The organism is Actinomyces sp. 594 (assembly GCF_019325145.1).
Classification (GTDB): domain Bacteria; phylum Actinomycetota; class Actinomycetes; order Actinomycetales; family Actinomycetaceae; genus Actinomyces.
Genome location: NZ_PIZC01000001.1, coordinates 1 through 22717 on the forward strand (window position 1 = coordinate 1; position 22717 = coordinate 22717).

Annotated in this window: 16 protein-coding genes and 1 pseudogene; 8 read left to right on the forward strand and 9 right to left on the reverse strand. The window is 68.2% G+C overall.

Going from position 1 to position 22717, the window contains the following annotated elements:
* Positions 1 to 663: 663 nt before the first annotated feature.
* The 4 genes from GZ998_RS00005 to GZ998_RS00020 form a co-directional block, all read right to left on the reverse strand.
* Positions 664 to 1332 carry an SDR family NAD(P)-dependent oxidoreductase gene (locus GZ998_RS00005; RefSeq protein ID WP_161924662.1) on the reverse strand — a complete coding sequence of 223 codons (669 nt, stop codon included), beginning with the start codon at positions 1330 to 1332 and terminating at the stop codon, positions 664 to 666.
* 329 nt (positions 1333 to 1661) lie between these two features.
* Complete coding sequence (locus GZ998_RS00010; protein WP_219108204.1) at positions 1662 to 2579, reverse strand: CorA family divalent cation transporter; 918 nt, start codon at positions 2577 to 2579, stop codon at positions 1662 to 1664.
* A gap of 132 nt (positions 2580 to 2711) precedes the next feature.
* Positions 2712 to 3602, reverse strand: coding sequence for an aldo/keto reductase (locus GZ998_RS00015; protein ID WP_219108206.1), 891 nt, complete (start codon positions 3600 to 3602; stop codon positions 2712 to 2714).
* A 118-nt stretch (positions 3603 to 3720) separates the two neighbouring features.
* Positions 3721 to 4599: an aldo/keto reductase gene (locus tag GZ998_RS00020; RefSeq protein WP_219108208.1), complete on the reverse strand. Its 879-nt coding sequence runs from the start codon at positions 4597 to 4599 to the stop codon at positions 3721 to 3723.
* 161 nt (positions 4600 to 4760) lie between these two features.
* Here GZ998_RS00020 and GZ998_RS00025 point away from each other — a divergent pair, with 161 nt between their 5' ends.
* On the forward strand, positions 4761 to 5609 hold the full coding sequence (locus GZ998_RS00025; protein ID WP_219108210.1) for a LysR family transcriptional regulator: 849 nt from the start codon (positions 4761 to 4763) through the stop codon (positions 5607 to 5609).
* Positions 5610 to 5697: 88 nt separating this feature from the next.
* Here the strand turns inward: GZ998_RS00025 and GZ998_RS00030 are convergent, their stop codons facing one another.
* The 3 genes from GZ998_RS00030 to GZ998_RS00040 form a co-directional block, all read right to left on the reverse strand.
* A complete protein-coding gene (locus GZ998_RS00030) occupies positions 5698 to 6336 on the reverse strand; it encodes a helix-turn-helix transcriptional regulator (RefSeq protein ID WP_219108212.1) in 639 nt (212 codons plus the stop codon).
* Positions 6337 to 7214: 878 nt separating this feature from the next.
* Positions 7215 to 8591, reverse strand: a complete 1377-nt coding sequence (locus GZ998_RS00035) for an MATE family efflux transporter (RefSeq protein ID WP_219108213.1) — start codon at positions 8589 to 8591, stop codon at positions 7215 to 7217.
* Positions 8588 to 9037: a MarR family winged helix-turn-helix transcriptional regulator gene (locus tag GZ998_RS00040; protein WP_219108214.1), complete on the reverse strand. Its 450-nt coding sequence runs from the start codon at positions 9035 to 9037 to the stop codon at positions 8588 to 8590. Before GZ998_RS00040 ends, GZ998_RS00035 begins: the two co-directional genes overlap by 4 nt.
* Before the next feature lie 193 nt (positions 9038 to 9230).
* On the opposite strand from GZ998_RS00040, the gene GZ998_RS00045 reads away from it, so the two are divergent.
* The 7 genes from GZ998_RS00045 (at position 9231) to GZ998_RS00075 (ending at position 20800) form a co-directional block, all read left to right on the forward strand.
* Positions 9231 to 11684 carry a glycoside hydrolase family 3 protein gene (locus GZ998_RS00045; protein ID WP_219108215.1) on the forward strand — a complete coding sequence of 818 codons (2454 nt, stop codon included), beginning with the start codon at positions 9231 to 9233 and terminating at the stop codon, positions 11682 to 11684.
* Between the two features lie 268 nt (positions 11685 to 11952).
* Positions 11953 to 12723 (forward strand): carboxymuconolactone decarboxylase family protein, encoded by a 771-nt coding sequence (locus tag GZ998_RS00050; protein WP_219108217.1) that lies wholly within the window; start codon positions 11953 to 11955, stop codon positions 12721 to 12723.
* Between the two features lie 842 nt (positions 12724 to 13565).
* Positions 13566 to 14066: a methylated-DNA--[protein]-cysteine S-methyltransferase gene (locus tag GZ998_RS00055; RefSeq protein WP_219108219.1), complete on the forward strand. Its 501-nt coding sequence runs from the start codon at positions 13566 to 13568 to the stop codon at positions 14064 to 14066.
* Positions 14063 to 14866, forward strand: coding sequence for a S9 family peptidase (locus GZ998_RS00060; RefSeq protein WP_219108221.1), 804 nt, complete (start codon positions 14063 to 14065; stop codon positions 14864 to 14866). The genes GZ998_RS00055 and GZ998_RS00060 overlap by 4 nt, the downstream gene beginning before the upstream one ends.
* A gap of 182 nt (positions 14867 to 15048) precedes the next feature.
* Complete coding sequence (locus tag GZ998_RS00065) at positions 15049 to 18618, forward strand: ABC transporter ATP-binding protein/permease (RefSeq protein ID WP_219108223.1); 3570 nt, start codon at positions 15049 to 15051, stop codon at positions 18616 to 18618.
* Between the two features lie 56 nt (positions 18619 to 18674).
* Positions 18675 to 20192 (forward strand): alpha-amylase, encoded by a 1518-nt coding sequence (locus tag GZ998_RS00070; protein WP_162679885.1) that lies wholly within the window; start codon positions 18675 to 18677, stop codon positions 20190 to 20192.
* Positions 20193 to 20215: 23 nt separating this feature from the next.
* On the forward strand, positions 20216 to 20800 hold the full coding sequence (locus tag GZ998_RS00075) for a DJ-1 family glyoxalase III (protein WP_219108225.1): 585 nt from the start codon (positions 20216 to 20218) through the stop codon (positions 20798 to 20800).
* Positions 20801 to 20897: 97 nt separating this feature from the next.
* On the opposite strand, the gene GZ998_RS00080 is transcribed toward GZ998_RS00075, so the two are convergent.
* Positions 20898 to 21461, reverse strand: a complete 564-nt coding sequence (locus GZ998_RS00080; protein WP_219108227.1) for a hypothetical protein — start codon at positions 21459 to 21461, stop codon at positions 20898 to 20900.
* 31 nt (positions 21462 to 21492) lie between these two features.
* Positions 21493 to 22717, reverse strand: a pseudogene (locus GZ998_RS00085) (hypothetical protein); the annotation flags it as partial.

The following is a 22717-nucleotide window of genomic DNA, read 5'->3' on the forward strand; positions in this document are numbered from 1 at the left end:
CAACCGTCCCAAAACCCATGAGACTCAACCGTCCCAGAAGTCATGAGACTCAACCGTCCCAGAAGTGTGGAGACAGCACAGTACCCCTACGGTACGAACCGTCACCGCGGGGTACGAATCGTCGACCAGAACGTACGAACCGTCGTCACGAGGTACGAACCGTCAACCAGGGTATGCGGAGCGCCGGGTAATGTCTCAGGACATCGGTGACAGTTCTGTGCCAGGACATACGAACCGCCGGGCTGGCATCGCCGCAAACACCAACCGCCGACCCCACCACGCCACAAGTACCGGTCCCGGCACGCCAATCCGCCAGACACGCGCGCCAGCCACCACCGGAGTAACCACTACTCCCACAAGCCAGAGGTGCCGCCGAATGAACGATGCCGCAAAGTCTGCAAGGGCAAGGAAGTGGCCCGGCAGGCGAGTGAGCTGCTCGAAGTTCTCACTCACCTGGTCCGGGCCATTGGCGCCCATGCGGATGCCCTCGGCAGGTGGTTCAACTGAGCCATCTGCCTAGGGAAGTCACCCGGTAACAGCAGGATGGCGCCCCACCTTTCTGCCGCCCGGATTTCCCCGGGGCGAGCGCCCTAGCGGGGTCAGCGCCGGAGCCTGTGTGGACACGTGGCCCGTGAATCCGGCGGCAGACGTGCGCGGTACGGGTTAGACGTCCATGGGCGCGGCGAAGGTGCGGAAGTCGCCGTCGTGCCGGGCGTGCAGCTCCCAGATCCGGTCGGCCAGGGCGGCCGGCTCGTGGGAGGGTTCGCCGCCACCGATACCACGCGGAATGATCAGCTGGGCGACGTGAACCCCCTCCGGGGCGAGCGCGTCGTGCAGGAGCTGCCCGTAGGCACTCTCCCCGGCGAAGGCCACCGAGGTGCCGGTGACCCTAGGGCCCGGGCGGACGGCGGAGCCGCCGTTGATCAGCAGGATCGTGCCGCGGCCGAGCTCGCGCATGCCCGGAAGTACCTGACGCACCGCGTTGACCGGGCCGTACACGGACATCTCGATGGGGCCGACCAGGTCCTCCGCGCTCGTCTCCAGCACGGGCTTCATGAACTCGCGGGCCGGTACGGGGCTCCACTGGAGCACCTCAATGGGGCCGAGCTCGTCGGCGGCGTCGGCCAGGGCCCGGGTCAGCGCCTCGCCGTCGCGGCCGTCGGCGACGTAGCCGCGGGCGTTCACGCCGTCGGCGCTCAGGGCGGCGACCCGCTCATCCAGGTGCTCGCGGCTGCGGGAGATCAGGGCGACGTTGAAGCCCTCCCGCCCGAAGCGGCGGGCGACGGCGCGGCCCAGCCCCGGGCCGCCGCCGATAATGGCGATGGTGGTCATGATGGTTTCCTCCGGTATCAGGCGTTTGGACGGTGCTTATTCGGTGTGCTGGTCCGGTGGCTCGGTGCCGAGACCGGCACTAGTGACGTGCCCAGACCGGCACTAGTGACGCGCCGCGGACGCCGGGCGCCGCATCGCGCAGTCGATCGGAGGCTACGCCGCCCCTCCCGGTTTCGGGAGTCCCTACCAGGGCCTCCTAAAAGACCAGCGCAGGATGACCCAACCGCCGCCGGGTCTCTTTAACAGCTCGTGCCGGGAGCTGCCCGCCAACCGTTCCCCGGTGCCACTCAGCCGCCACGCCCTCAGGCCGAAAGCGCAGTTAAAGACTGTCACAGCCACTTGCGGTGCTTGAAGAAGGCGATACAGCCAATGACCACCGCCACGCTCAGGACCGCGACGGCCGGATAGCTCCACGGCCACGCGAGTTCAGGCATGTGCTCGAAGTTCATCCCGTACCAGCCGACAATAAGCGTCAGCGGGGCGAAAATCGCGGTGACGATCGTGAGTGCCGCCATAATGTGGTTCTGCCGCACGTCCAGATGCATCTTGTACAGGTCACGCATCTGGAGGGTCTGGTCGCGCAGTGAGGATGCCTGGTCGCGTAGCTTGTCGAGCCGACCGTAGACCGTGCGGAAGTACCGCAGATCCTCCTCCCGGAAGAAGCCGTTCTCGTTCTCCTCAAGGATCTGCGTGAGATCCATGAGGTGGTCGTAGTGGCTGTCGAGGTCGCGCAGTTCGGAGCGCATATCATTGATCCGCTCCGCTGCGCCCACGGCGGTATCGTCCAGAATTGCATCCTCCATGCGGTCGAGTTCGCGCTCGTAGCCGCGCAGTAGGGCCGCGTCGTCCTTGATGATCTGCATGAGGAAGTCGGCCAGGAAACGCTCCAGTCCCGGTCGACGCCAGCGACGGGCGGCGGCGATGGCCGCCACGAGTCCCGTGGCCGTCTCCTGGGCATCGATGAACACCACGCCCTTCTCATCCAGTGCGAAGGCGAAGCGCTTATCCGGAGCATCGGGCGACGTGCGGTCCGGGATCAAGACCGTGCCCGTGATCGCGTCGTAGTTGACCTCGGCCTGAGTGCCCAGGGCGACGTCGGGGTCGGGGTCGATGTCGATGCCCAGCTCGAAGGCGCCGCGGCGCTGGGCCCACTGTTGGGGAGTCAGCACGGCGACGAACTGTCTGTCCGTGTTGCGCAGTTCCTCCGGGGCGCACGGAGTCAGTGACTCGTCGATCAGGTAGTGCACGGATTCTCCTCGGTGTAGCACAACAACACGATTGGCGGCTCCGGGAATTGGATGATGCGCCCGCACCCGTCCACCCTTGCGGTTGGGCATTGTCCCACAGGAACGGTGGTCCGTGCTCTATTCAGGTGTACCTCAGTACAGCGTGCCACCACCCAGCTGCTGAGCCTTGACCAGGTCGCGCAGCAGCCAGCCGACGACCTTCGGGTCGTAGTGGTCGAAGATGCGCGGCAGCGAGCCGTCATCCAGGGTGGAGAAGGTGGCCAGGTCCTCATCGGTCAGCTCGAAGTCGAACACGTCGAAGTTCTCCTCCATGCGGTTGCGATGAGTGGTCTTGGGGATGACCACCACGTCCTTCTGGATCAGCGCCCGCAGGATCACCTGCCCCGGCTTCTTGCCGTACTTGGCGCCGATCTCGGTGAGGACCGGGTTGGCGAAGATGTTGTTCTGCCCCTCGGCGAAGGGCGCCCAGGCCTCGTGGACGACGCCGAGCTCGGCCATGACCGTGTGCGCGGCGTCGGCCTGGCGGAACGGGTGCGTCTCGACCTGGTTGACGGCCGGCGTGATCTCGGCCAGCGCGGCCACATCGACCAGCCGCTCGGGGTAGAAGTTTGACACGCCGATGGCGCGCAGCTTGCCGGCCTTGTAGGCGTCCTCCATGGCCCGGTAGGCGCCCGGGTAGTCACCCATGGCCTGGTGCAGCAGCATGAGGTCGATGTGGTCGGTGCCGAGCTTTTCCAGCGACTCGTTGATGGAGGCGGTGGCGCGCTCGTAGTTCATGTTGGATACCCAGATCTTGGAGGTGATGAACACTTCCTCGCGCGGCAGCCCGCTCTTCGCGACGGCGGTGCCCACGCCCTCCTCGTTGCCGTAGGCCTGCGCGGTGTCGATGAGTCGGTAGCCGACCTGGAGGGCCTCGCTCACGCAGCGCTCGGTCTCCTCCGGCGGAGTCTGGAAGACGCCGTAGCCGAGTACGGGCATCTCGACGCCGTTGTTGAGGGTTTTGGTGGGGACGGTGGTGGTCATGAGTCTGCCTCCTGGGGTGGGCAGCGAATCCGGGTTGCGGATCGCCGGATGTTCTGGTTCGGATGGTTGGTGGTGCAGGTGGTGGCCGTGCGGTGGGAGTCCCGCTAGCAGGGCGGGGTCAGGCCTGCTGGGAGTAGTCGTTGACCGTCGTCGTGAAGGCGGGCGGCTCGTCGGGGATCACGTAGTAGGGGGCCTGCGGGGTCTCATTGATCGCGGCGATCTCCGCCTCCGTCAGCTCGACGTCGAGGGCGGCGAGGTTGTCGGCCATGTGGGCGGGGTTCAGGGTCTTGGGGAAGGTGATGTTCTTCTCCGCCAGGTGCCAGGCCAGGATCACCTGGGCGGGGGTGGCGCCGGTGCGCTGCGCGGCGGCGACGATTGCGGGCTCCTCCAGCAGGGTCTTGTCGCCGTGGCCGAGCGGGTACCAGGCCTCCACCAGGATTTCGGTGCCGGCAGCGCGGTCCATCTGGCCCTTCAGCTCGTGCTGGTTCCAGCGCGGGTGCGCCTCCACCTGGTTCACGACCGGCTTGATAGAGGCGACGTCCAGGACCTCCTGGAACTTGGCGATCGGGAAGTTGGACAGGCCGATCGAACGGATCTTGCCCGCGGCCACGGCCTCCTCCATCGCCTTCCAGCCGGAGGTGTACTCGCCGTAGGGCTGGTGGAACAGCAGCAGGTCCAGGTAGTCCAGCCCCAGGCGCTCCAGGGTGGCGTCGATGTCCTTCACCGCCTGCGCGTAGGGGTAGGACTGGGGGAACAGCTTGCTGGTGATGAACAGGTCCTCGCGCTTCACGGTGCCGGCGGCGATGGCGTCCCGCACCACCTCGCCGACGGCCACCTCGTTGAAGTAGGCGTTGGCGGTGTCGATGTGGCGGTAGCCGAGTTCGAGGGCCTGCGGCAGGTGCTCGCGGACCTGGTCTGAGGTCATCTGGAAGACGCCGTAGCCCAGCGCCGGGATGTCGATGCCGTTGTTCATGGTGAAGGACGGGATGGTGGTCATGGTCTGCTCCTCGTATCGGCTCGGCGCCGTCTGGCCGTTTTGCTCATATCGGCTCAACTGTTGCGTCACGCATAAGTCTTCGCCCCACAGGCGCGAATGTAAAATGCCAATATCGGAGCTCTTTATGCATCGAGCGCATACAGGGGGAGAGCGAGGAGCAGGTGGACTTCGAGCAGCTGCGCCAACTGGAGGCGATCGCGCGCGAGGGCACACTCAGCGCCGCGGCCCGCTCCCTGCACCTGTCCCAGCCGGCGCTCAGCCGCTCGCTGCAACGCCTGGAGGCCGAGCTCGGCCAACCGCTCTTCGATCGCCCCGGACGCCGCCTGGTGCTCAACGAGGCCGGGCGCGTCGCCCTGGGACATGCCGACCGGCTCCTGCGCGAGGAGCAGGCACTGCGCACCGCCCTGGGTGACCTCGCCCGCCGCACCCGGGCGCTGCGGGTGGGCACGGTCGCGCCCGCGCCGCTGTGGCGGCTGACCTCGTTGATCGTCGAACGCTTCCCGGGGCTGGTGCTCACCTCGCAGAGCCTTAGCCAGGAAGAGGTTGAGGAGGGCGTCGTCAACGGCGAGCTGGACCTGGGCATCTCGCTGCGACCCCACCCGCTGCCGAGCGTGCGCTCGGCCTGGCTCATGGTGGAGAACCTCTCCGTCGCTCTGCCCGCCGGGCATGCGCTCGCGGGCCGGGAGCAGGTGGCGGCGACGGATCTGGACGGGGAGACCTTCCTGCTGCTGGCGGACATCGGCTTCTGGCGCGAGCGCTGCGACCGTCATCTGCCCCACTCCCAGTTCGTGGTGCAGGAGGACCGGGACGTCTTCGCGCAACTGGCCAGGAGCTCCCCGCTGCCGCACTTCGTCACCGACGCCCCCGCACTATCTGCCCCCGCGCCCGGCCGCGTAGTCGTCCCTATCCGGGACGCCATGGCGCACGCCACCTTCTACCTGCTGCTGCGCCCGGGCGGGCGCAGCGAGGCCGAGGCGGTCTTCGACTGGGCAAGGAACCGCACCGCCTAAGCCCCGCCCCAACGCCGAGGTCGGTAGTAGTTACGTGCCGAGTTCGGTAGAAGTGGCGCGGCGGTCCGGCGGGGGCGCCGGAACCGGGCTAGTCGACCCAGATACGGACATGGTCATCGTCGTCGATGACGTCGATGAGGGTGCTCGGGCCGACGCCGTCGAGGGTGCTGAATGCGGTGGCCAGGAGTGCATTGAGATCGATGCCGTAGGCGCCAACGGCGCTGTGCACCTGCGGCACGTGCGCGATGAGGGCCGCCAGCGCGGAGACCGCCTGCATGGGGAAGGCCAGGTTGACATTGTCCTGCGGCCCCCGGACCTCGATGTGGAGGCTGCGCCCGGCTGCCCGGGGCGCTCGCGGCCCGCCCTTCGCCTGTGCCGCGGGTTCGGGTCGCACCAGGGAGAATCCGGTGGCGGCGGGTGCAGCGGGCGACGACGCGGTTGGCGGTGATGCCGGTGACGGCGCCGCCGGGGAGGGTATGGGCGAAGAGGCCGACGGAGGCGTGGCGGCGGCTGCTGCATCGCCGTCCGGCACAGTCAGCAGCGCATCGACGCTAGTACCGAGCAGGGCCGCTAAGGCCGGCAGCGTGGCCACATCCGGGTAGTTAAGGTCATTCTCCCACTTGCTGACCGCCTGCGGGGTGACACCCATGCGCTTTGCGAGCTGCTCCTGAGTCATGCCGCATGCGAGCCGTAACCTGGCAATATTGCGTCCGACCGACTGCTTCATGTATCTGCCTGCTTTCCATCGTGTGTGCACCAGGCCTGCTGGCCGTAGGCACGTTTTGGTGATCGACGGGGCACCTGTCGGTGTCCCTGAATATGATAATTGCGGGACTGGGCGTAGATCGGTAGCACGCGTCCGTTGATCACGAAATACGTGAGCCCAGCACGGGTCCTCGCCGACTCAACCACGGGTTGAGATGGGCTTCATTCGGCTCTTCTGGTTCGTAGGTGTGGTGGGTGGGGTTTGCGTGTGTGGGCAGGGTGCGGGCGGTGTGTGTTGGTGGGTTCGGTGTGTGGCTGGGTCTGGTGCGTGTGGGTGGGGGTGGTTGGGTGGTCTTGGGGGTGGCGCACGCTCAGCTGCTTCGCTGCCCTGGCAGGTTGGCGGGTTTTGCCTGGTATTTCGGCGTTTCTGGTTTTGGGCTGGTGGGGGTTGGTTGGCTCCAGCGTGCGCCGCGGGGGTTGCGGCACGCTGGAGGTGGTCGGGCTGTTGTTCTGGTGGTGTGCTTTCCGCGTGATTAGGCCGTTTCTGTGGAAGCGTGCCGACGCTGAGCGTGCGGCGCGAGCAGGCTACCGCCGGACCCGCCGTGCGCATGCCCTCTACTTGTACCGGGGTCCGGCGCCCGGACCGGGGTCCGGCGCTTGAACCGTCTGAGAGCGCGTAAGGCGGTCCAACCGCAGTTGGGCGGTCCAACTAGGCGTGCTCTCTCGAGGCGGACTCGACCCGCGCCCACCACCCCCCCACCGCGTCTCTCAGACGTCTCGCCGGGCCCAAATCGGAGGAGCTGGATGTTGCCTACTTCGAACGAGCCCCAGAGGCGCCACCTTTGCGATCGCGGCGTGTTAGTGGTGATGGCGGTGCAGGTCTCGCAGTGGGCTCTTGCGCTAGGCGGGGACGGCTCTGGGGTCGTGCCGGCGGCCTCGTCGGAGGTCGCGGAGCCCGTACCGGGGCCCCAGCCACATGATGAGCAGGCCCACGGCCAGTGCGGCCGCGGTTTCGGCCACAATGATCGCCGACCAGATGCCCGTTGGGCCTATGAGCGCCGGCAGCAGCAACACCGCGACAACCTCCAGGCCGAGAGTGCGGCCCGCAGCCAGCGCCGCCGAGACGAGCCCGTTTCCCAGGGCGGTGAACAATGACGAGCCGTACATGCTCACGCCCATCGGCAGGAAGGCAATGGCGAAGATGCGCAGCGCCGTCTCGGTCAGCTCCATGAGGCCGCGGTCGTGGCCGGCAAACATCAATGCCAGCGGGTGCGCAAGCAGCTGCGAGGTGAGCAGCATCGCCATCCCGGCGACGCCGAGTATGGCTAGTGAGGTACGCATCAGGCTCCGTTTCTCAACATTGTTGGCGGCGCCGTGCTGATAGCTCATCAATGGAGCCGCCCCCATGCAGAAGCCCTCGAATATCGCGGTGAAGATCATGCTGACGTACATGACCACGCCGTAGGCAGCCACCCCGTCGGGGCCGATGAACCTGAGCAACTGGAGGTTGTAGATGATGCTGACCACCGAGACTGCCACCACCGCCATCATCTCAGATGATCCGTTCGCACAGACCCGACCCAGTGCGGCCAGGTCCCGGGCCGGGCGGCCTAGCCGCAGGAAGCTGCTGTTCGGGAGAGAGAACCAGATCAGTGGCACCAAGCCGCCGATCAGCTCCGAGGCGACGGTGGCCCAGGCGGCTCCTGCCACGCCCCACCCGAGGACGCCGACGAACAGCAGATCCAGAGCCATGTTGGTCACTCCCGCCGCAACCGTCACATACAGTCCGAGTCGGGGCCTGCCCGCGGTGGAGGCAAAGGTCTGGAAGGCGTACTGCAGCATGAACGCAGGCAGGGAGACCATCAGAATTCGCCCGTACAACACGCACAGCTCCAGCATCTGGCCGGACGCGCCGAGCAGTTGGGCGACGGGCTGCATGATCATGGCGCCGAGGATCGCCAGCAGGATGCCGCCGCCGAGAGTGACGTATACGACCATGGAGAAGTAGCGGTTCGCCAGTGCGTCCTCGCCCCGGCCGCGGGTGTTGGAGATCAGCTCGCTGCCTCCCGCGCCCATCATGAAGCCGAGGGTGCCGAGGATCATGATGAACGGCATGATCAGGGTGATGGCGGCCAGTGCGGTCTTGCCGGCGTAGTTCGCGACGAATAGGCCGTCTACCACGCCGTATATCGAGGTGAAGATCATCGTCGCGATGGCGGGTGCGGTGAAGCGCAGTAGCGCACGCGGCCCCAGGTGCTGGGACATGTCAATCGTCATCGGTCGTCTCCGATCGCGTCCAGGCGTTCTACCAGGGAGTTTGCGTGCTCGGTCAGGGCGTTTGCGAGTGCGGCGCGCTGCCCGGCAGGCATGGCTGCCAGGGCTGTGAGCTCAGCGTTGATGATTGGCAGGATGCGCGCGGCGACGACTTCGTGGCCCTGCTCGGTGAGGTAGACCAGTGTCGCCCGTCCTGGACCGGGCTCGAGGCGCACCGTGCCGTCGTGCTGAAGCCGTTTGATTGCGGAGTTAACCGTCTGCTTGCGGGTGAAGCACAACTCGCACAGGCGGGTCTGCGAGCAGCCCTCGCCGGTCATGTGCAGGGCGTAGAGAATGTCGAACGCGGCGTCTGAAAGCCCGGCCGCCTGGGCGGCTCGGTGGTAGGCGTCCTCTACACGCTTCATCGTGGCGTTGACTGCTCGTTGCAAGTCCAGTAGCTCGGTGGTCATTGGTTGCAAGTCCCTCAGTCCTTAAGTCCGATTTCGGACATGGTACACGGGCCGTCCGATGGGGTATGTGTGGCACTCGCAACTTGCCCTTCACAAACAATGGACCGAGCGGTAAGATTGTGACCAGCAGGTGCCCCAGATGGGCGCTCGCGCAATTCCGACCTGACCAAAGGGGCTCACAGTGGAGCAGAACATGAATCAGTACGAGATCGACCACCTGGCAACGGTGCGCGCGGGAGCACCCGAATCGATGGTCCTGCTCAAGACCGACGGATCCTTCCCGCTGGCGGCCCCCGGCCGACTCGCCCTGTACGGCGCCGGCGCGCGGCGCACCATCAAGGGCGGAACCGGTAGTGGCGACGTCAACTCCCGCCACGTGGTCTCCGTTGAGGAGGGACTGGAGAACGCGGGCTTCACCATCACCACCAAGTCCTGGCTCGACGCCTACGACGGCGTCGCCGCGGACAACCACAAGGCTTTCGTCGCCGACCTCAAGGCCCGCGCAAAGGCCGCAGGGCAGCCCGCCATCTACTTCGGCATGGGTGCCGTCGAGCCCGCTCCCGCCTTCGACCTGCCGCTCGACGGCGACGGCGAGGCCGCCGTCTACGTCGTCGCCCGCGACTCCGGCGAGGGCAACGACCGCCACCCCGAGCCCGGCGACGTGAAGCTCACCGACTCCGAGATCCGCGACATCACCGCACTCGCCGCGAAGTTCGACAAGTTCCTGCTGGTGCTCAACGTCGGCGGCGTCGTCGACCTGACGCCGGTGAAGGACGTGAGCAACATCCTGCTGCTGTCCCAGCTGGGCGCCGCGATCGGCGACGCCTTCGCCGACGTCCTGCTCGGCAAGAGCTACCCCTCCGGCAAGCTGTCCACCACCTGGGCCGCCTGGGAGGACTACTCTACCGAGGGCGACTTCGGCGACCCCGACGACACCCACTACCGCGAGGGCGTGTACGTCGGCTACCGCTATTTCGACTCGGTCGGCACCGCCCCGATCTTCCCCTTCGGCTACGGCCTGGGCTACACCACCTTCACCATCGGCGCTCCCACCGTCAGCGCCTCCGGCTCCGAGATCACCGTCAAGACCACCGTCACCAACACCGGCGCCGCCGCGGGCAAGGAGGTCGTCCAGGTCTACGTGTCCGTGCCCGCCGGCGACCTCGACCAGCCCTACCAGGCCCTGGCCGGCTTCACCAAGACCGGTGAGCTCGCCGTCGGCGCCGGGCAGGACGTCGCGGTCACCTTCGACCTGACCGACATCGCCTCCTTCGACGCCGCCAAGTCAGCCACCGTCCTGGAGGCCGGCGACTATGTGGTGCGCGTAGGCGCCTCCAGCCGCAACACGGTTCCCGCCGCCGTCGTCGAGCTGGCCGAGACGGCGATTGTCCGTGAGCTCCACGACGCCCTGGGAGACCCCGGCTTCACCGACTTCAAGCCGGCCGCACCGGTCGCCGTCGAGGTGCCGGCCGACCTCCCACGGCTGACCGTGGCCGCCGCCGACCTGCGCCGTGAGGACGCCCAGGCCCCCGTGGACCTGACCGAGGCCCTCGCCTATGCGAAGAACCTGTCCGACGACGAACTGTCCTACATCGTCCTGGGTGACTACAGCGACGACGCCGAGAAGCAGTCCATCATCGGTCAGGCCTCGCAGGCACTGGTCGGTGCCGCGGGCCAGACCACCACACGCTTCGACGGGCTGCCCTCACTGGTCATGCCCGACGGCCCTGCCGGACTGCGCCTGTCGCCCCAGGTGGGTGTGGACGCCGACGGCCCCTTCGCCCTCGGGGAGGCCCTGGGCGGCCTGTTCGCCGAGCTCATGGATGACGAGTCCACCGCTGCCCTCGGTGCCGACCCCGCGGCTGCGCCCCGTACCCCGGAGCGCACCTATGAGCAGTACGCCACCGCCATCCCGATCGGCACCGCCATCGCCCAGACCTGGAACCCCGAGCTGGCCGCCGCCTACGGCGACCTGGTCGGCGTGGAGATGGAGCACTTCGGCGCCCACCTGTGGCTGGCCCCGGCCTTCAACCTGCACCGCACCATCCTGTGTGGGCGCAACTTCGAGTACATGTCCGAGGACCCGCTGCTCGCCGGCCGCGTGGCTGCCGGCATCACTCGCGGCGTCCAGGCCCACCCGGGACGCGCCGTCACCGTCAAGCACTTCGCCTTCAACAACCAGGAGACGAACCGCCTGAACTCCAACAGCCACGTCTCCCAGCGGGCCGCACGCGACCTGTACCTGCGCAGCTTCGAGATCGTGATCCGTGAGGCCCAGCCCCACGCACTCATGACCTCCTACAACCTGGTCAACGGTGTGCACACATCAGAGTCCTCCGACCTGCTGGAGATCATCCTGCGCGAGGAGTGGGGCTATAAGGGCCTGGTCATGACCGACTGGGTGGTCGACTCCATGGCGCGCACGGACATGAAGAACCCCCGCGCCACCGCCTCGGCCACCATCAAGGCCGGCAACGAGCTGTTCATGCCCGGCTGCGAGGCCGACCGCCAGGACATCCTCGCGGCCCTGCGCGGCGAGGGGACGGCTGCTGTGACGCTGACCCGCGCCGAGCTCGAGAAGCAGGCCGCCCGGGTGGTGCGTATGGCGCACCTGCTGGGCGACGTCGCCTCCGCCCCGGAGATCTGAGCGGGGCCGCTCCGGCCGCCCGGCCCGAGTCGGGCCCGGGCGGCCCTCAGTCGAACCGGGCCGCCCGTTAGTCGCCTTCCCAGACGGTCGCGCGGCACTGGCATTGATGCCGACAGGCCCCGGCGGTGCCCCTCTCAGGGGTGTCCGCCGGGGCCTGCGGCGTGCCAGGATCGGGGTTGAGGCCCGCCGGCGCCGTCGTCGGCTCCGCGCGTCACCGCGCCCGCGGGCGACAACTGCAGAAATCCCGTATGCGTCCCAAGGAGAATCCATGGCACTGACACCCGAGGCGATCGAGACCTTCACCCGCCTGTTCGGCTCCGCCCCCGAGCCCAGCCCCACCGACCCTGAGCTCATGGAGACCCTCCAGAACCACATCTTCGGCGAGGTCTTCTCCGTCGGCGTGCTCACCGACGTCGAGCGGGAGCTGATCACCGTGACCTGCCTGGCCGCCATGCAGACCCTGCCGCAGCTGCGCGCCCACACGGCCGCCGCGCTCAACGTCGGCGCCACCCCCGAGCAGCTGCGCGAGGTCATCTACCAGTGCCAGCCCTATATCGGCTATCCCAAGACCCTCAACGCCATCGGCGTGGTCAACGAGGTGCTGACCGAGCGCGGCGTCCAGCTGCCCCTGCCGAGCGCCGCCACCGTCGACTACGCCGACCGCGACGAGGCCGGCGCCGCCATCCAGACCCCACTGTACGGCGACGAGGTCAAGGCCGTCTTCGCCAAGTTGCCCGAGCCCTTCGGCGCCCAGGTGCCGCACCTGCTCACCGCCATCGGCTTCGGCGAGGTCGAGTCCCGCGGGGTGCTGAGCGTGGCCGAGCGCGAGATCATCAGCCTGGTGGCCATCGCCGCCATCGGCGCCGCCACCCAGCTCACGCCCCACGTGGCCGGAGCGATCAAGGCCGGCAACACCCGGCAGAAGGTCGCCGCTGCCCTGGTGCAGGCCATGCCCTACATCGGTGGCCCCTACGCACTGTCCGCCCTGGTGCTGGTGGCGAACTACGACGAGGGCGTCTCCTCGGAGGCCTACCGGTGAGGTGACCGCCCCTTGGCTGGCTTGCTGCCCTCCCCTCACCGAGATCGGTTGATGTTACGTGCCGAGGTCGGTAGTAGTTACGTGTCGAGGTCGGTCGATATGACCGCTGAGGTGTGGATGGCTGCATGGGCTGTGCAGCTCGCAGCAGTGCGTTGCTGGGCTCGCGCTGGGTGGAGGGTACCCAGTCGGTGGCGTAGCAGACGCTCCAGGCGCGCGGCGGCGCCTACAAGATCAGTTCCGGCGTCATGTCTAGATTCCTCGCCAACACGCGGATCGAGACCGCACAGGAGGTGCCGGGCTAGCCGACTACACATTCGGACTGGGGCGCCGTACACGGTTCCCGCCCCCAGCTGCCACCGCGGGTCCTCCCAGATCCGCTGCTTCTGGACCTGTCGGCACTCGGCCCGGCGCCGCAGCGCCTGCGTCATGCCACCTACCCCCTCCAGTCCGCATGGTTCGACCAGGACGAGTTCGACCAGGCCACCATCTGCCACTACCTGCCCCACGTGATCGTCTGCACCCCGCCCCGCGGGCAGGCGGCCGCCGACTTACCGGAATCTCTCTATGCCGATCTGGACGCCAGGCTCGCCGCTGCGCACGCCGCCGGAGCTCCCGCACCGGCCAACATGGACACGCGCATACTGACCTGGGCGTGCGAGCACATTCCCGACCACGGGGTGATCCCCTCGTTGTCAGTGCCGCACTGATTGAGGACCCGGAATACGCCTGCCTCGGCCGCCCGCTCCCGGTGGCTACCGGCGAGTGCCGTAATGCGAGTACAGTCACTGGCTGTGCCGCAGGCCACGATTTGTCTCAGCGCTTTCACCTCACCGCTGGGACCCATGACACTGGCCGCCGCCACGGGGGAGGGGCTGCCCGAGGGCGGCGCCGTCGTCGGCACCTGGTTCGACGGGCAGTGTCACGACCGCGCCGGGCTCACCAGCGATGCGCGCCCGTTGGCCCCTGGCGCCGCTGATGAGCCGCCGGTGCTGGCGCAGGCCCGCGCCTGGCTGGAGCGCTACTTCGACGGCGAGGACCCCGGCCCGACCCCCGGTCTGGCGGTGGCCGGCACCAACTTCCAGCAGCGCGTCTGGGAGCGACTGCGCACCATCCCGCGCGGGCAGACCACCACCTACGGGCGCATCGCCGCCGACCTCGCGGCCGCCACCGGCCGACCTGCCTCTGCCCGTGCTGTCGGGGTCGCCGTGGGCCGCAATCCTGTCAGCGTGCTCGTGCCCTGCCACCGCGTAATCAGGGCGAACGGGGCACTTACCGGCTACGCCGGCGGCCCCGAGCGCAAGGCCGCCCTGCTGCGGCTTGAGGGATTTGTGGTTCTGGTATGAACGACTACCTCGCTCGCGAGTTGACGGTGCCGGTCGGGGCTGCCGACGCCGATCCGGGCGGGCTGGTCCATGCCCTGACCTATGTGCCCCGAGCTGCCGCGTCCGGGCGGGTGCGCGCTCCGCTGGTGGTGTGCTGCCACGGGCTGGGGGAGTCCGGGCTGCGGGTGGCGCCGGTCGCCCAGCGCCTGGCCGCCGCGGGCGCCGTCGCCATCGCCCCCAGTTTTCGCGGGGGAGGGGCGCCAACGGCGGGACCCATTACCACAATGACCATCGGCACCGAGCTGGCCGACCTGGAGGCGATCCTGGCTCGCGCCCGCACCTGGCCCTTTGTCGACGCCGCCCGCACTGCCCTATTCGGACGCAGCCAGGGCGGGCTGGTGGCAGTGCTCACGGCCTCCGCCCACCCGGCGCAGATCAACGCGCTGGCCCTGTGGTACCCGGCGCTCGCGGCACCCGCCTCGGTGCGGAGCCGCTTCGGACGCCTTCAGGAGGTGCCGGAGGTCTTCACCTCCCGCGTCGACGGCCGCGACATCACGCTCGGACGCGACTTCGCCCGCGACCTGTGGGGCCGCGACGTAGAGGCGGCCCTGCGTCGCTACCCCTCCCCGGTGCTGCTGGTCCACGGCGAGGCGGACGCCGACGTCCCCCTCGCCGTCTCCCAGGCGGCCGTCCGCACCCTCCCCGACGCCCGCCTGGAGCGCATCCCCGGTGCGGGACACGGCTTCGGCGACGCGAACTTCGAGAAGGCCGTGCGGTGGACCGCGGATTTCCTGGCCTGGGCGGGCGTACTCGACGACTGAAGCAGAGGGCGCCGGCCTCTCCGCCCTGCGCGAGCGGCTGACTGTCTGAATCCGGGGCTGTGCCACATATCTACCGACCTCGGCACGTGACTTCTACCGACCTCGGTGAGGGGGCGGGCTTTATTGGTTCTTTCAGGAAGACCGCATAGGGTTTCCTACTCAACCCCCGCTCCGGAGAGCCCATGCTTGAGCTGCACGAGATAACCAAGTCCTACCGCACCGCATCCTTCGACCAGACCGCACTGGACGGTGTGACCGTTTCCTTCCGGGACAACGAGTTCGTCGCCGTGCTCGGCCAGTCCGGCAGCGGCAAGACCACCATGCTCAACGTCATCGGCGGCCTGGACCACTTTGACTCCGGCGACCTGGTTATTGACGGGATCTCCACCAAGCACTACCGCAACCGCGACTGGGACGCCTACCGCAACAACCGCATCGGCTTCGTCTTCCAGTCCTACAACCTGATCCCGCACCAGAGCGTGCTGGCCAACGTCGAACTCGCGCTTACGCTCACCGGGGTCTCCCGGGGAGAGCGCCGCCGCCGCGCCCTGGAGGCCCTGGACCAGGTGGGCCTGTCCGAGCACGTGCACAAGCGGCCGAGCCAGCTGTCCGGCGGTCAGATGCAGCGCGTAGCCATCGCCCGCGCCCTGATCAACGACCCCGAGATCCTGCTGGCCGACGAGCCCACCGGCGCTCTGGACTCGGGCACCTCCATCCAGGTGATGGACCTGCTGCGGGAGGTCGCCGCCGACCGGCTCGTCATCATGGTCACCCACAACCCCGAGCTCGCGCACGACTACGCCACCCGCATCGTGGAGCTCGCCGACGGGCGCATCACCTCAGACACCGCCCCCTACATCCCCGCAGGTGAGGACGCCCGTGAGGCCCGGCCCCCGCGGCGCACCCGCATGGGGCCGCTGACAGCACTGTCGCTGTCCTTCAGCAACCTGATGACCAAGAAGGGCCGCACCCTGATGACCTCCTTCGCGGGGTCCATCGGCATCATCGGCATTGCCATGATCCTGGCGCTGGCCAATGGGGTCAACGCCTATATCGCCCGCACAGAGGAGGAGACGCTCTCCTCCTATCCGCTTCAGATCGAGCGGCTGGGCATGGACTACACCTCCCTGATCGCCCAGGCCACCGAGACCGCCACGCAGGACGACCTGCCCGACGGCGTGGTGGGGGAGCGGCGCGCTCTGAGCAACATGCTCGGCTCGGCCAACACCAATGACCTTGCCGCCCTGAAGTCCTACTTCGACGCCGACGGCGGCAGCATCAGCGACTACACCAACGCCATCGAGTACCTCTATGACGTCACCCCGCAGCTGTACCTGCCGGTCGATGCAGACTCCGCCGGGCAGATGCCCACGCAGGTCAACCCCGACACGGCCTTCTCCAGCTTCGGGGCCATGACGGCCACCATGCAGATGACCGCCTTCCAGCAACTGGCCGCGGACACGGACCTGTACGCCGACCAGTACGAACTCGCCTCCGGCCGCTGGCCTACGGCATACAACGAGCTGGTGATCGTCCTTCCCGAGGATGGTCGCATGAGTGACCTGACCGAGTACGCGCTCGGCCTGCGCGAGCACAGTGAGCTGGAGCAGCTGGTACAGACCTACGTGTCAGGAATGGCGGGCGGCCTGCCCGGCTCCAGCGCTTTCGGCGGCGCAACGTCTACAGCTGCGGCAGCGGACTCCGCCACAGATCCAGCCACAGATCCAGCTACGGACCCCGCCACAGGCCCCGCTACGGACCCCGCCACTGGGGCAACCGCGCAGGCAGGCGCCGAGGCCACCGCAGACGCAGCCGCGGAGCCGGCCGCGACCGTCGGCGCTACTTCCTCCGCTACCGCCGCCGCAGGCAACTCGGCGGACTCCGGCGCGGAGCGCACTTACGCCTACAACGACCTGATCGGGCGCACCCTGACCCTGGTCCCCGCCCACGAGCGTTACGTGTACGACGCCGACTACGACGTGTGGACGGACAAGTCCTCTGACGCCGCTTACATGTCCGGCCTGGTCGCCGCAGGCGAGACCGTCAGCGTGGTTGGGATCGTGCGTGCGAACGGTTCCCAGGCCGCGCTCGTCCCGGGCGTGTACTACCCGCCCGCGCTGACCGAGCACCTGGTTGAGCAGGCCGCGGCCTCCGACATCGTCAAGGCGCAGCTGGCCAGGCCGGAGGTGAACGTGTTTACGGGAAAGACCTTTGCCGAGGAGGCCGATGCCGCCGGGGACACCGAGTTCGACATCTCCAACCTGTTCACCGTCGATGAGGCTCAGCTGCAGCTGGCCTTCCAGATCGATCCCAGTGCCCTGGACCTTTCCGGCATGGATCTGTCAGGTGTCGACCTGTCCGGCCTGGACACCACCCAGATGGACTTCTCCGGCCTGGACCTGTCCGGCCTGGATGCCGTCCAGCCCGATATCGACCTTTCTGACCTGGACCTGTCGTCGCTCAGCCTGACCGACCTGGAGCAGCAGTTCCCCCAGCTGGCCGACGTCGACTATGTCGCCCTGATCACCCAGGCCCTGTCCGACGGCGTAATCAAGGAGGGCGCCGACGCGCAGGTCTCCGCCATGATGACCGGCCTGATCGCAGACTTCACCGACTACTACGGTGAGCACGCCGCCGGCGAGGACCCGGACGACCCCGCCGACGATCCTGGCCTGGGAACGCTGGTAACCGACTACCTGACCCAGGAGGAGGTGCAGCGCACCATCGCGCAGACCCTCGGCTCCGATGACGTCATCGACTCGGCCAAGCTCACCGAGAACCTCACTGCCGCCCTGGGTACCGACCCCGCCGTAGCCGACATCTCCGACGCCGTGCGAGACCAGCTCGTGGCGGAAATCGGCTCTCAGGTGGCCGGCGTGGTCGCAGGCTCTATCACCGACGCCCTGTCCAGCGCGGTGCAGCAGGCCATGGCCGCGGCCATGGCGCAGATGATGACCACCATTCAGAACCAGATCGCCGCACAGGTGCAGGCCGCAACCACCCAGCTGGCCACCGGTCTGGCTGACGCCATGAGCGTTGACGCCGATGCCTTCGCCGAGGCCTTCCAGCTGGAGATGACCCCGGAGGAGCTCAGCCAGCTGCTGGCCACGCTGGTAAGCACCGAGGCCGCCACCTACGAGTCGAACCTGTCCGCGCTGGGCTGGGCGGACCTGGACAACCCCAGCGAGATCGACATCTACCCCAAGAACTTCGAGGCCAAGGACTCGGTCAAGCAGATCCTGGAGGACTACAACGCCCAGCAGGCCGCAGTCGGCGCCGATGACAAGGTCATCACCTACACCGACGTCGTTGGCGTGCTGATGAGCTCGGTGACCCGGATCGTCAACATCATCTCCTGGCTGCTGATCGCCTTTGTGGCGATCTCCCTGGTGGTTTCCAGCATCATGATCGCCATCATCACCTACATCTCCGTGCTGGAGCGCCGCAAGGAGATCGGCATCCTGCGCGCCGTGGGTGCGTCGAAGGCGGACGTCCGCCACGTGTTCAATGCGGAGACCGTGATCGAGGGACTGCTGGCCGGGGTGATGGGCGTGGGCATCACCCTGTTGGTGAGCCTGCCCGTGAACGCCTTCATATACGGGCGCTTCGGGGTGGAGTCGATCGCCCAGCTGCCGGTCACCGCCGGCGTGGTCCTAATCCTGATATCCGTGGGACTGACCGTGCTGGCCGGCCTCATCCCAGCGGGTAAGGCGGCCCGGGAGGACCCCGTGGAGGCGCTGCGCTCGGAGTGAGGGCATCCGCGTCCGGGCCCGCGGTGGCTGATCTGTAACTCCGGTAGGCTGCCCCTGTGAGTGACAGGACTACCTTCGGTTCCGGTGGGCGTGAAAACCCGATCCTGCTCCAAGGCTTCGCCTGGGACCTCGCCGCCGACTCCAGCCACTGGCGCTTCCTGGCGGACAATGCCGCACTGATCGCGGACTCCGGCGTCACCACCATCTGGCTGCCGCCCGCCTACAAGGGGCAGGCCGGCGTAAACGACGTCGGCTACGGCGTCTACGACACCTACGACTTGGGCGAATTCGACCAGAAGGGCACAGTGCCGACCAAGTACGGCACCAAGGACGAGTACGTCGCCGCAGTCGCGGCACTGCGCGCCACTGGTATGGAGGTACTGGCGGATATTGTCCTCAACCACCGTATGGGGGCCGACGGCGTCGAGCAGGTGCGCGCAGTTGAGGTCGACGGCGCTGACCGGCGCAAGCCCATCGCGGACCCGGGCACCATCACCGCCTGGACGCGCTTCACCTTCCCCGGCCGCCGGGGCGCCTACTCCGATTTCACCTGGGACCACACCTGCTTCCTGGGCACCGACTGGGACGAGGCGACTCGTCGCAACAGCGTGTGGCTGTTCGAGGGCAAGGAGTGGAATGAGGATGTGACCGACGAGCTCGGCAACTTCGACTACCTCATGGGTGCCGATGTGGACCTGAACAACCCGCAGGTGTCGGATGAGCTCATTCGCTGGGGCCGCTGGTACCTGGAGACCACCGGCGTGGACGGCGTGCGCCTGGACGCCCTGAAGCACATGAGCCGCGAGTTCTACCGCCGCTGGCTGCCCGCCCTGCGCGAGGCCACCGGCCGGGAGGTGCCCGCCGTCGGCGAGTTCTGGTCCCGGGACGCTGCCGAGCTGTGCGCCTACCTGGGCGAGGAGCCGATCATGTGCATGTTTGACACCCCGCTGCACTACCGGCTCTACCACGCCTCCTTCAAGGACCGCTTCGACCTGTCGAAGATCTTCGAGCACACCCTGGTGGAGGCCGATCCCGATCACGCCGTCACCTTCGTGGAGAACCACGACACCCAGCCCGGTCAGTCGCTGCAGTCATTCGTGGAACCCGGGTTCAAGCCGGCCGCCTACGCGCTGATCCTGCTGCGGCGGGAGGGCACCCCCTGCGTGTTCTGGGGCGACCTGTTCGGCACCCCGGAAACCGGCGACATCTCCGCCTGCATTGAGCTGCCGCTGCTGATGCGGCTGCGCCGCAGCCTCGCCTACGGTCCGCAGCACGACGTCTTCAACGCCGCGGACCTGGTCGGCTTCACCCGGGAGGGCGACGACGAGCACCCGGGTTCCGGGCTCGCCGTCGTCCTGTCCACCGCCCTGGCCGCCACCAAGCGCCTGTATGTGGGCGCCCGGCACGCGGGGGAGCGGTGGATCTGCGCGATCGGCGGGCACGGGGCCATCACCATCAGCGGCGACGGCAGCGCCGAGTTCCCTGTCGGCGAGTCCGGGCTGTCCGTGTATGTGCCCGCATCGGCCCGCCCGATCATCGACCGGGGCATGACTCGCCTGGTCCGCGTACGCTGAGGGAACACGATCGAGGAGGAACCATGCCCACGCCGGACAAGCTCACAACCGACAAGAAGGTAGCCGTTCTCATTGCGGAGGGCCTGGAGGAGGTCGAGGCGTTGGCCGTTGTGGACGTCCTGTACCGCGCCGGTATCCGCACCGACCTGATAGCCGTGGGTGACTCCTTGGCGGTCACCTCCTCCCACAAGGTGGTGCTTACCTGCGAGGCGCTGCTGGGAGAGGTCAACCTGGCCGACTACGACATGGTGTTCCTGCCCGGTGGCATCCCCGGGACCCCCAACCTCAAGGCGAGCCCCGTCGTGACTGCGGAGGTCACCGACCGCATGGGGCAGGGCCGACCGCTGGCCGCGATCTGCGCGGCACCCTCGATCCTGGCGGAGCTGGGGCTGCTGGACGGGCGTGCGGCCACCTCCAACCCGAACTTCATGAAGGTGCTGGCCGAGCACGGTGCGAGCACTTCCGAGGCCGCGGTGGTTGTTGACGACCAGCTCCTGACCAGCCGGGGCATGGGCACCGCCATCGAGCTCGGCCTGGAGATCGTGCGCCACTACCTGGGTGACGACGCCGTAGAGGCCGTCAAGCGCGGCATCGTCTACCAGCACTGACGCCGTTCTTCACCGCGGGACCGGCATAAGTGACGCAGCGGGACCGGCGCTGATGACGCGCCGGTCCCGCTGCGCTCCGTATGTCCGCTGCGCCGCCTCAGGCACCCGTGCCGGGAGCGTCCGCCTTGCGCTGGGGTACCAGCGCCATTATCAGCAGGGCGACGCCGACGCCGGCCAGTAGCGCGATCATGGCCGTCACCAGGTCGATCCGGATCCCGGTGGAGACTGCGAGCAGCAGCCCGCCCAGCACCAGGAGGACCAGTCCCCACACCAGGGTGCTCGCCCGCACGCCGCGCGGGGCCGCATCGGCGGCTGCTGGGGGCGGGGCGCTGCCAGGTGTCGTCCCGGCACGGCGCTGCCCGCTCCACACGTCCTGCTCCGGGGTGACGGGTAGATCCTTGGCGTCCTTGGGCTGCGCGGGGGACTCGGGCGGCTTCCCGCCGGGCAGCTCCCAGGTGTCCTCGGAGGAGGACGGCGTCGTAGCCGGCGCGGGCAGCGGAGCGGTGGCGGATCCGTCGGGTGCGGGGGCGGCCTCGGGGGAGGCGGCCGACAGCCCGGTGGCCGTCGCCCCGGCCTGCGGCTCCGCAGTGGTGGCGTCGGCCGGGTTGGTCTCGCCGGCGTCGGTGGCCTGCGCCTGCGCGGGGGTGTCGTTGTTGCTCATGGTTGTCTCCTCAAAAGCGCGATGTCTCAGGTCAGTGGGTAGGGGAGGCGCTGGGCTCCGGGGCGGTCGCGGCCGGCGTGGCAGTGGGCGCAGCGGTCGGCGCGGGTGAAGGCGATGGAGAGGGCGCGGGTGACGCGCCGGCGGAGCCAGCCGGGGCGGATGCCTCGGTCGCCAGGGCGTCGCCTACGCACTGCTCCCAGGCCTCACGCCCCACACCGGACAGGTCCGACACGCTGTACCAGCTTCCGTACCATCCCTGGTCCTCCCAGTCCTGGTAGCTGTCAGGGTCGTCAGAATCGCCGTCGGCGTCCGCCTCCTGGTCCAGGGCCTCGGTCACCGCGTTGGCACATACCCCGGCGGTATCCGTATCGATCGCCGCATGCGTCATTGCGGGAACCGGGAGCTCGCTGTGATAGTTACCGCGCTCGTCGAGCCAGTACTCGACGATCCAGGCCGCATCATCCATGTAGCCCCACCAGGTGACGGCGCCCGCCCACTCGTCCACGCGCACCGATCCGGTGCCCACCTCGATTTCCAGCCTCAGTGCGGTAGCCGCGTCCTGGGCGGCAGGCGAGACGAGTGTCGCAGTCTCGCCGGGACGCCAGCGCTCCACGTGGTGGGTGACGACGCTGTTGCCGTCAACGGTGAAGCGGTTGTCCGAGTACCCGCCGTACTCGTTTACGGAGCGCTCGTCGACGGTCCACTCGTCCAGGAGGGTGGCGGTGGTGATTCCAAGCCCGACACGTGAGTCCAGGCGCAGGTTCTGCCCCATGGTGGTGCGAATGGATACCGTGCCCACGCCCAGGCTCAGGTGCGCCCGCGCCTGGGGCTCCTCACCGACCGGCATGTCGGTCAGGTCGATGATGAGCTCGCCGACGGTGTAGTTGCCCAGGTCCACTGTCATGTTCGGGTCGCCGTCGGCAGCGGCGAACTGGGGCTCCAGCTCGTCCCAGGTGAGGGTGACGGTGCCGGAGGGGGTGTCCCTGGTGGTCGCAGTGGCGCTCAGGGCGCCGTCCGGCACGCTGGTACCGATGATCAGGAGGGGTACCGCCACCATTGCGGCGAGCCAGCCCAGGCCGGTCATCCAGCCGCCGCGGCGTCCGCGCAGCGCGCTGATGATGACACCCGCCCCCAGCAGGGCGGTGACGGCGCCGATGCTTGCGAAGCCCGCCGCGAGCGGACCCATGCCGCCCGTCGACCAGATCAGCACGATCGCGGCCAGGCAGCACAGGGCGATGCCCACCAGCGCCAGGCCG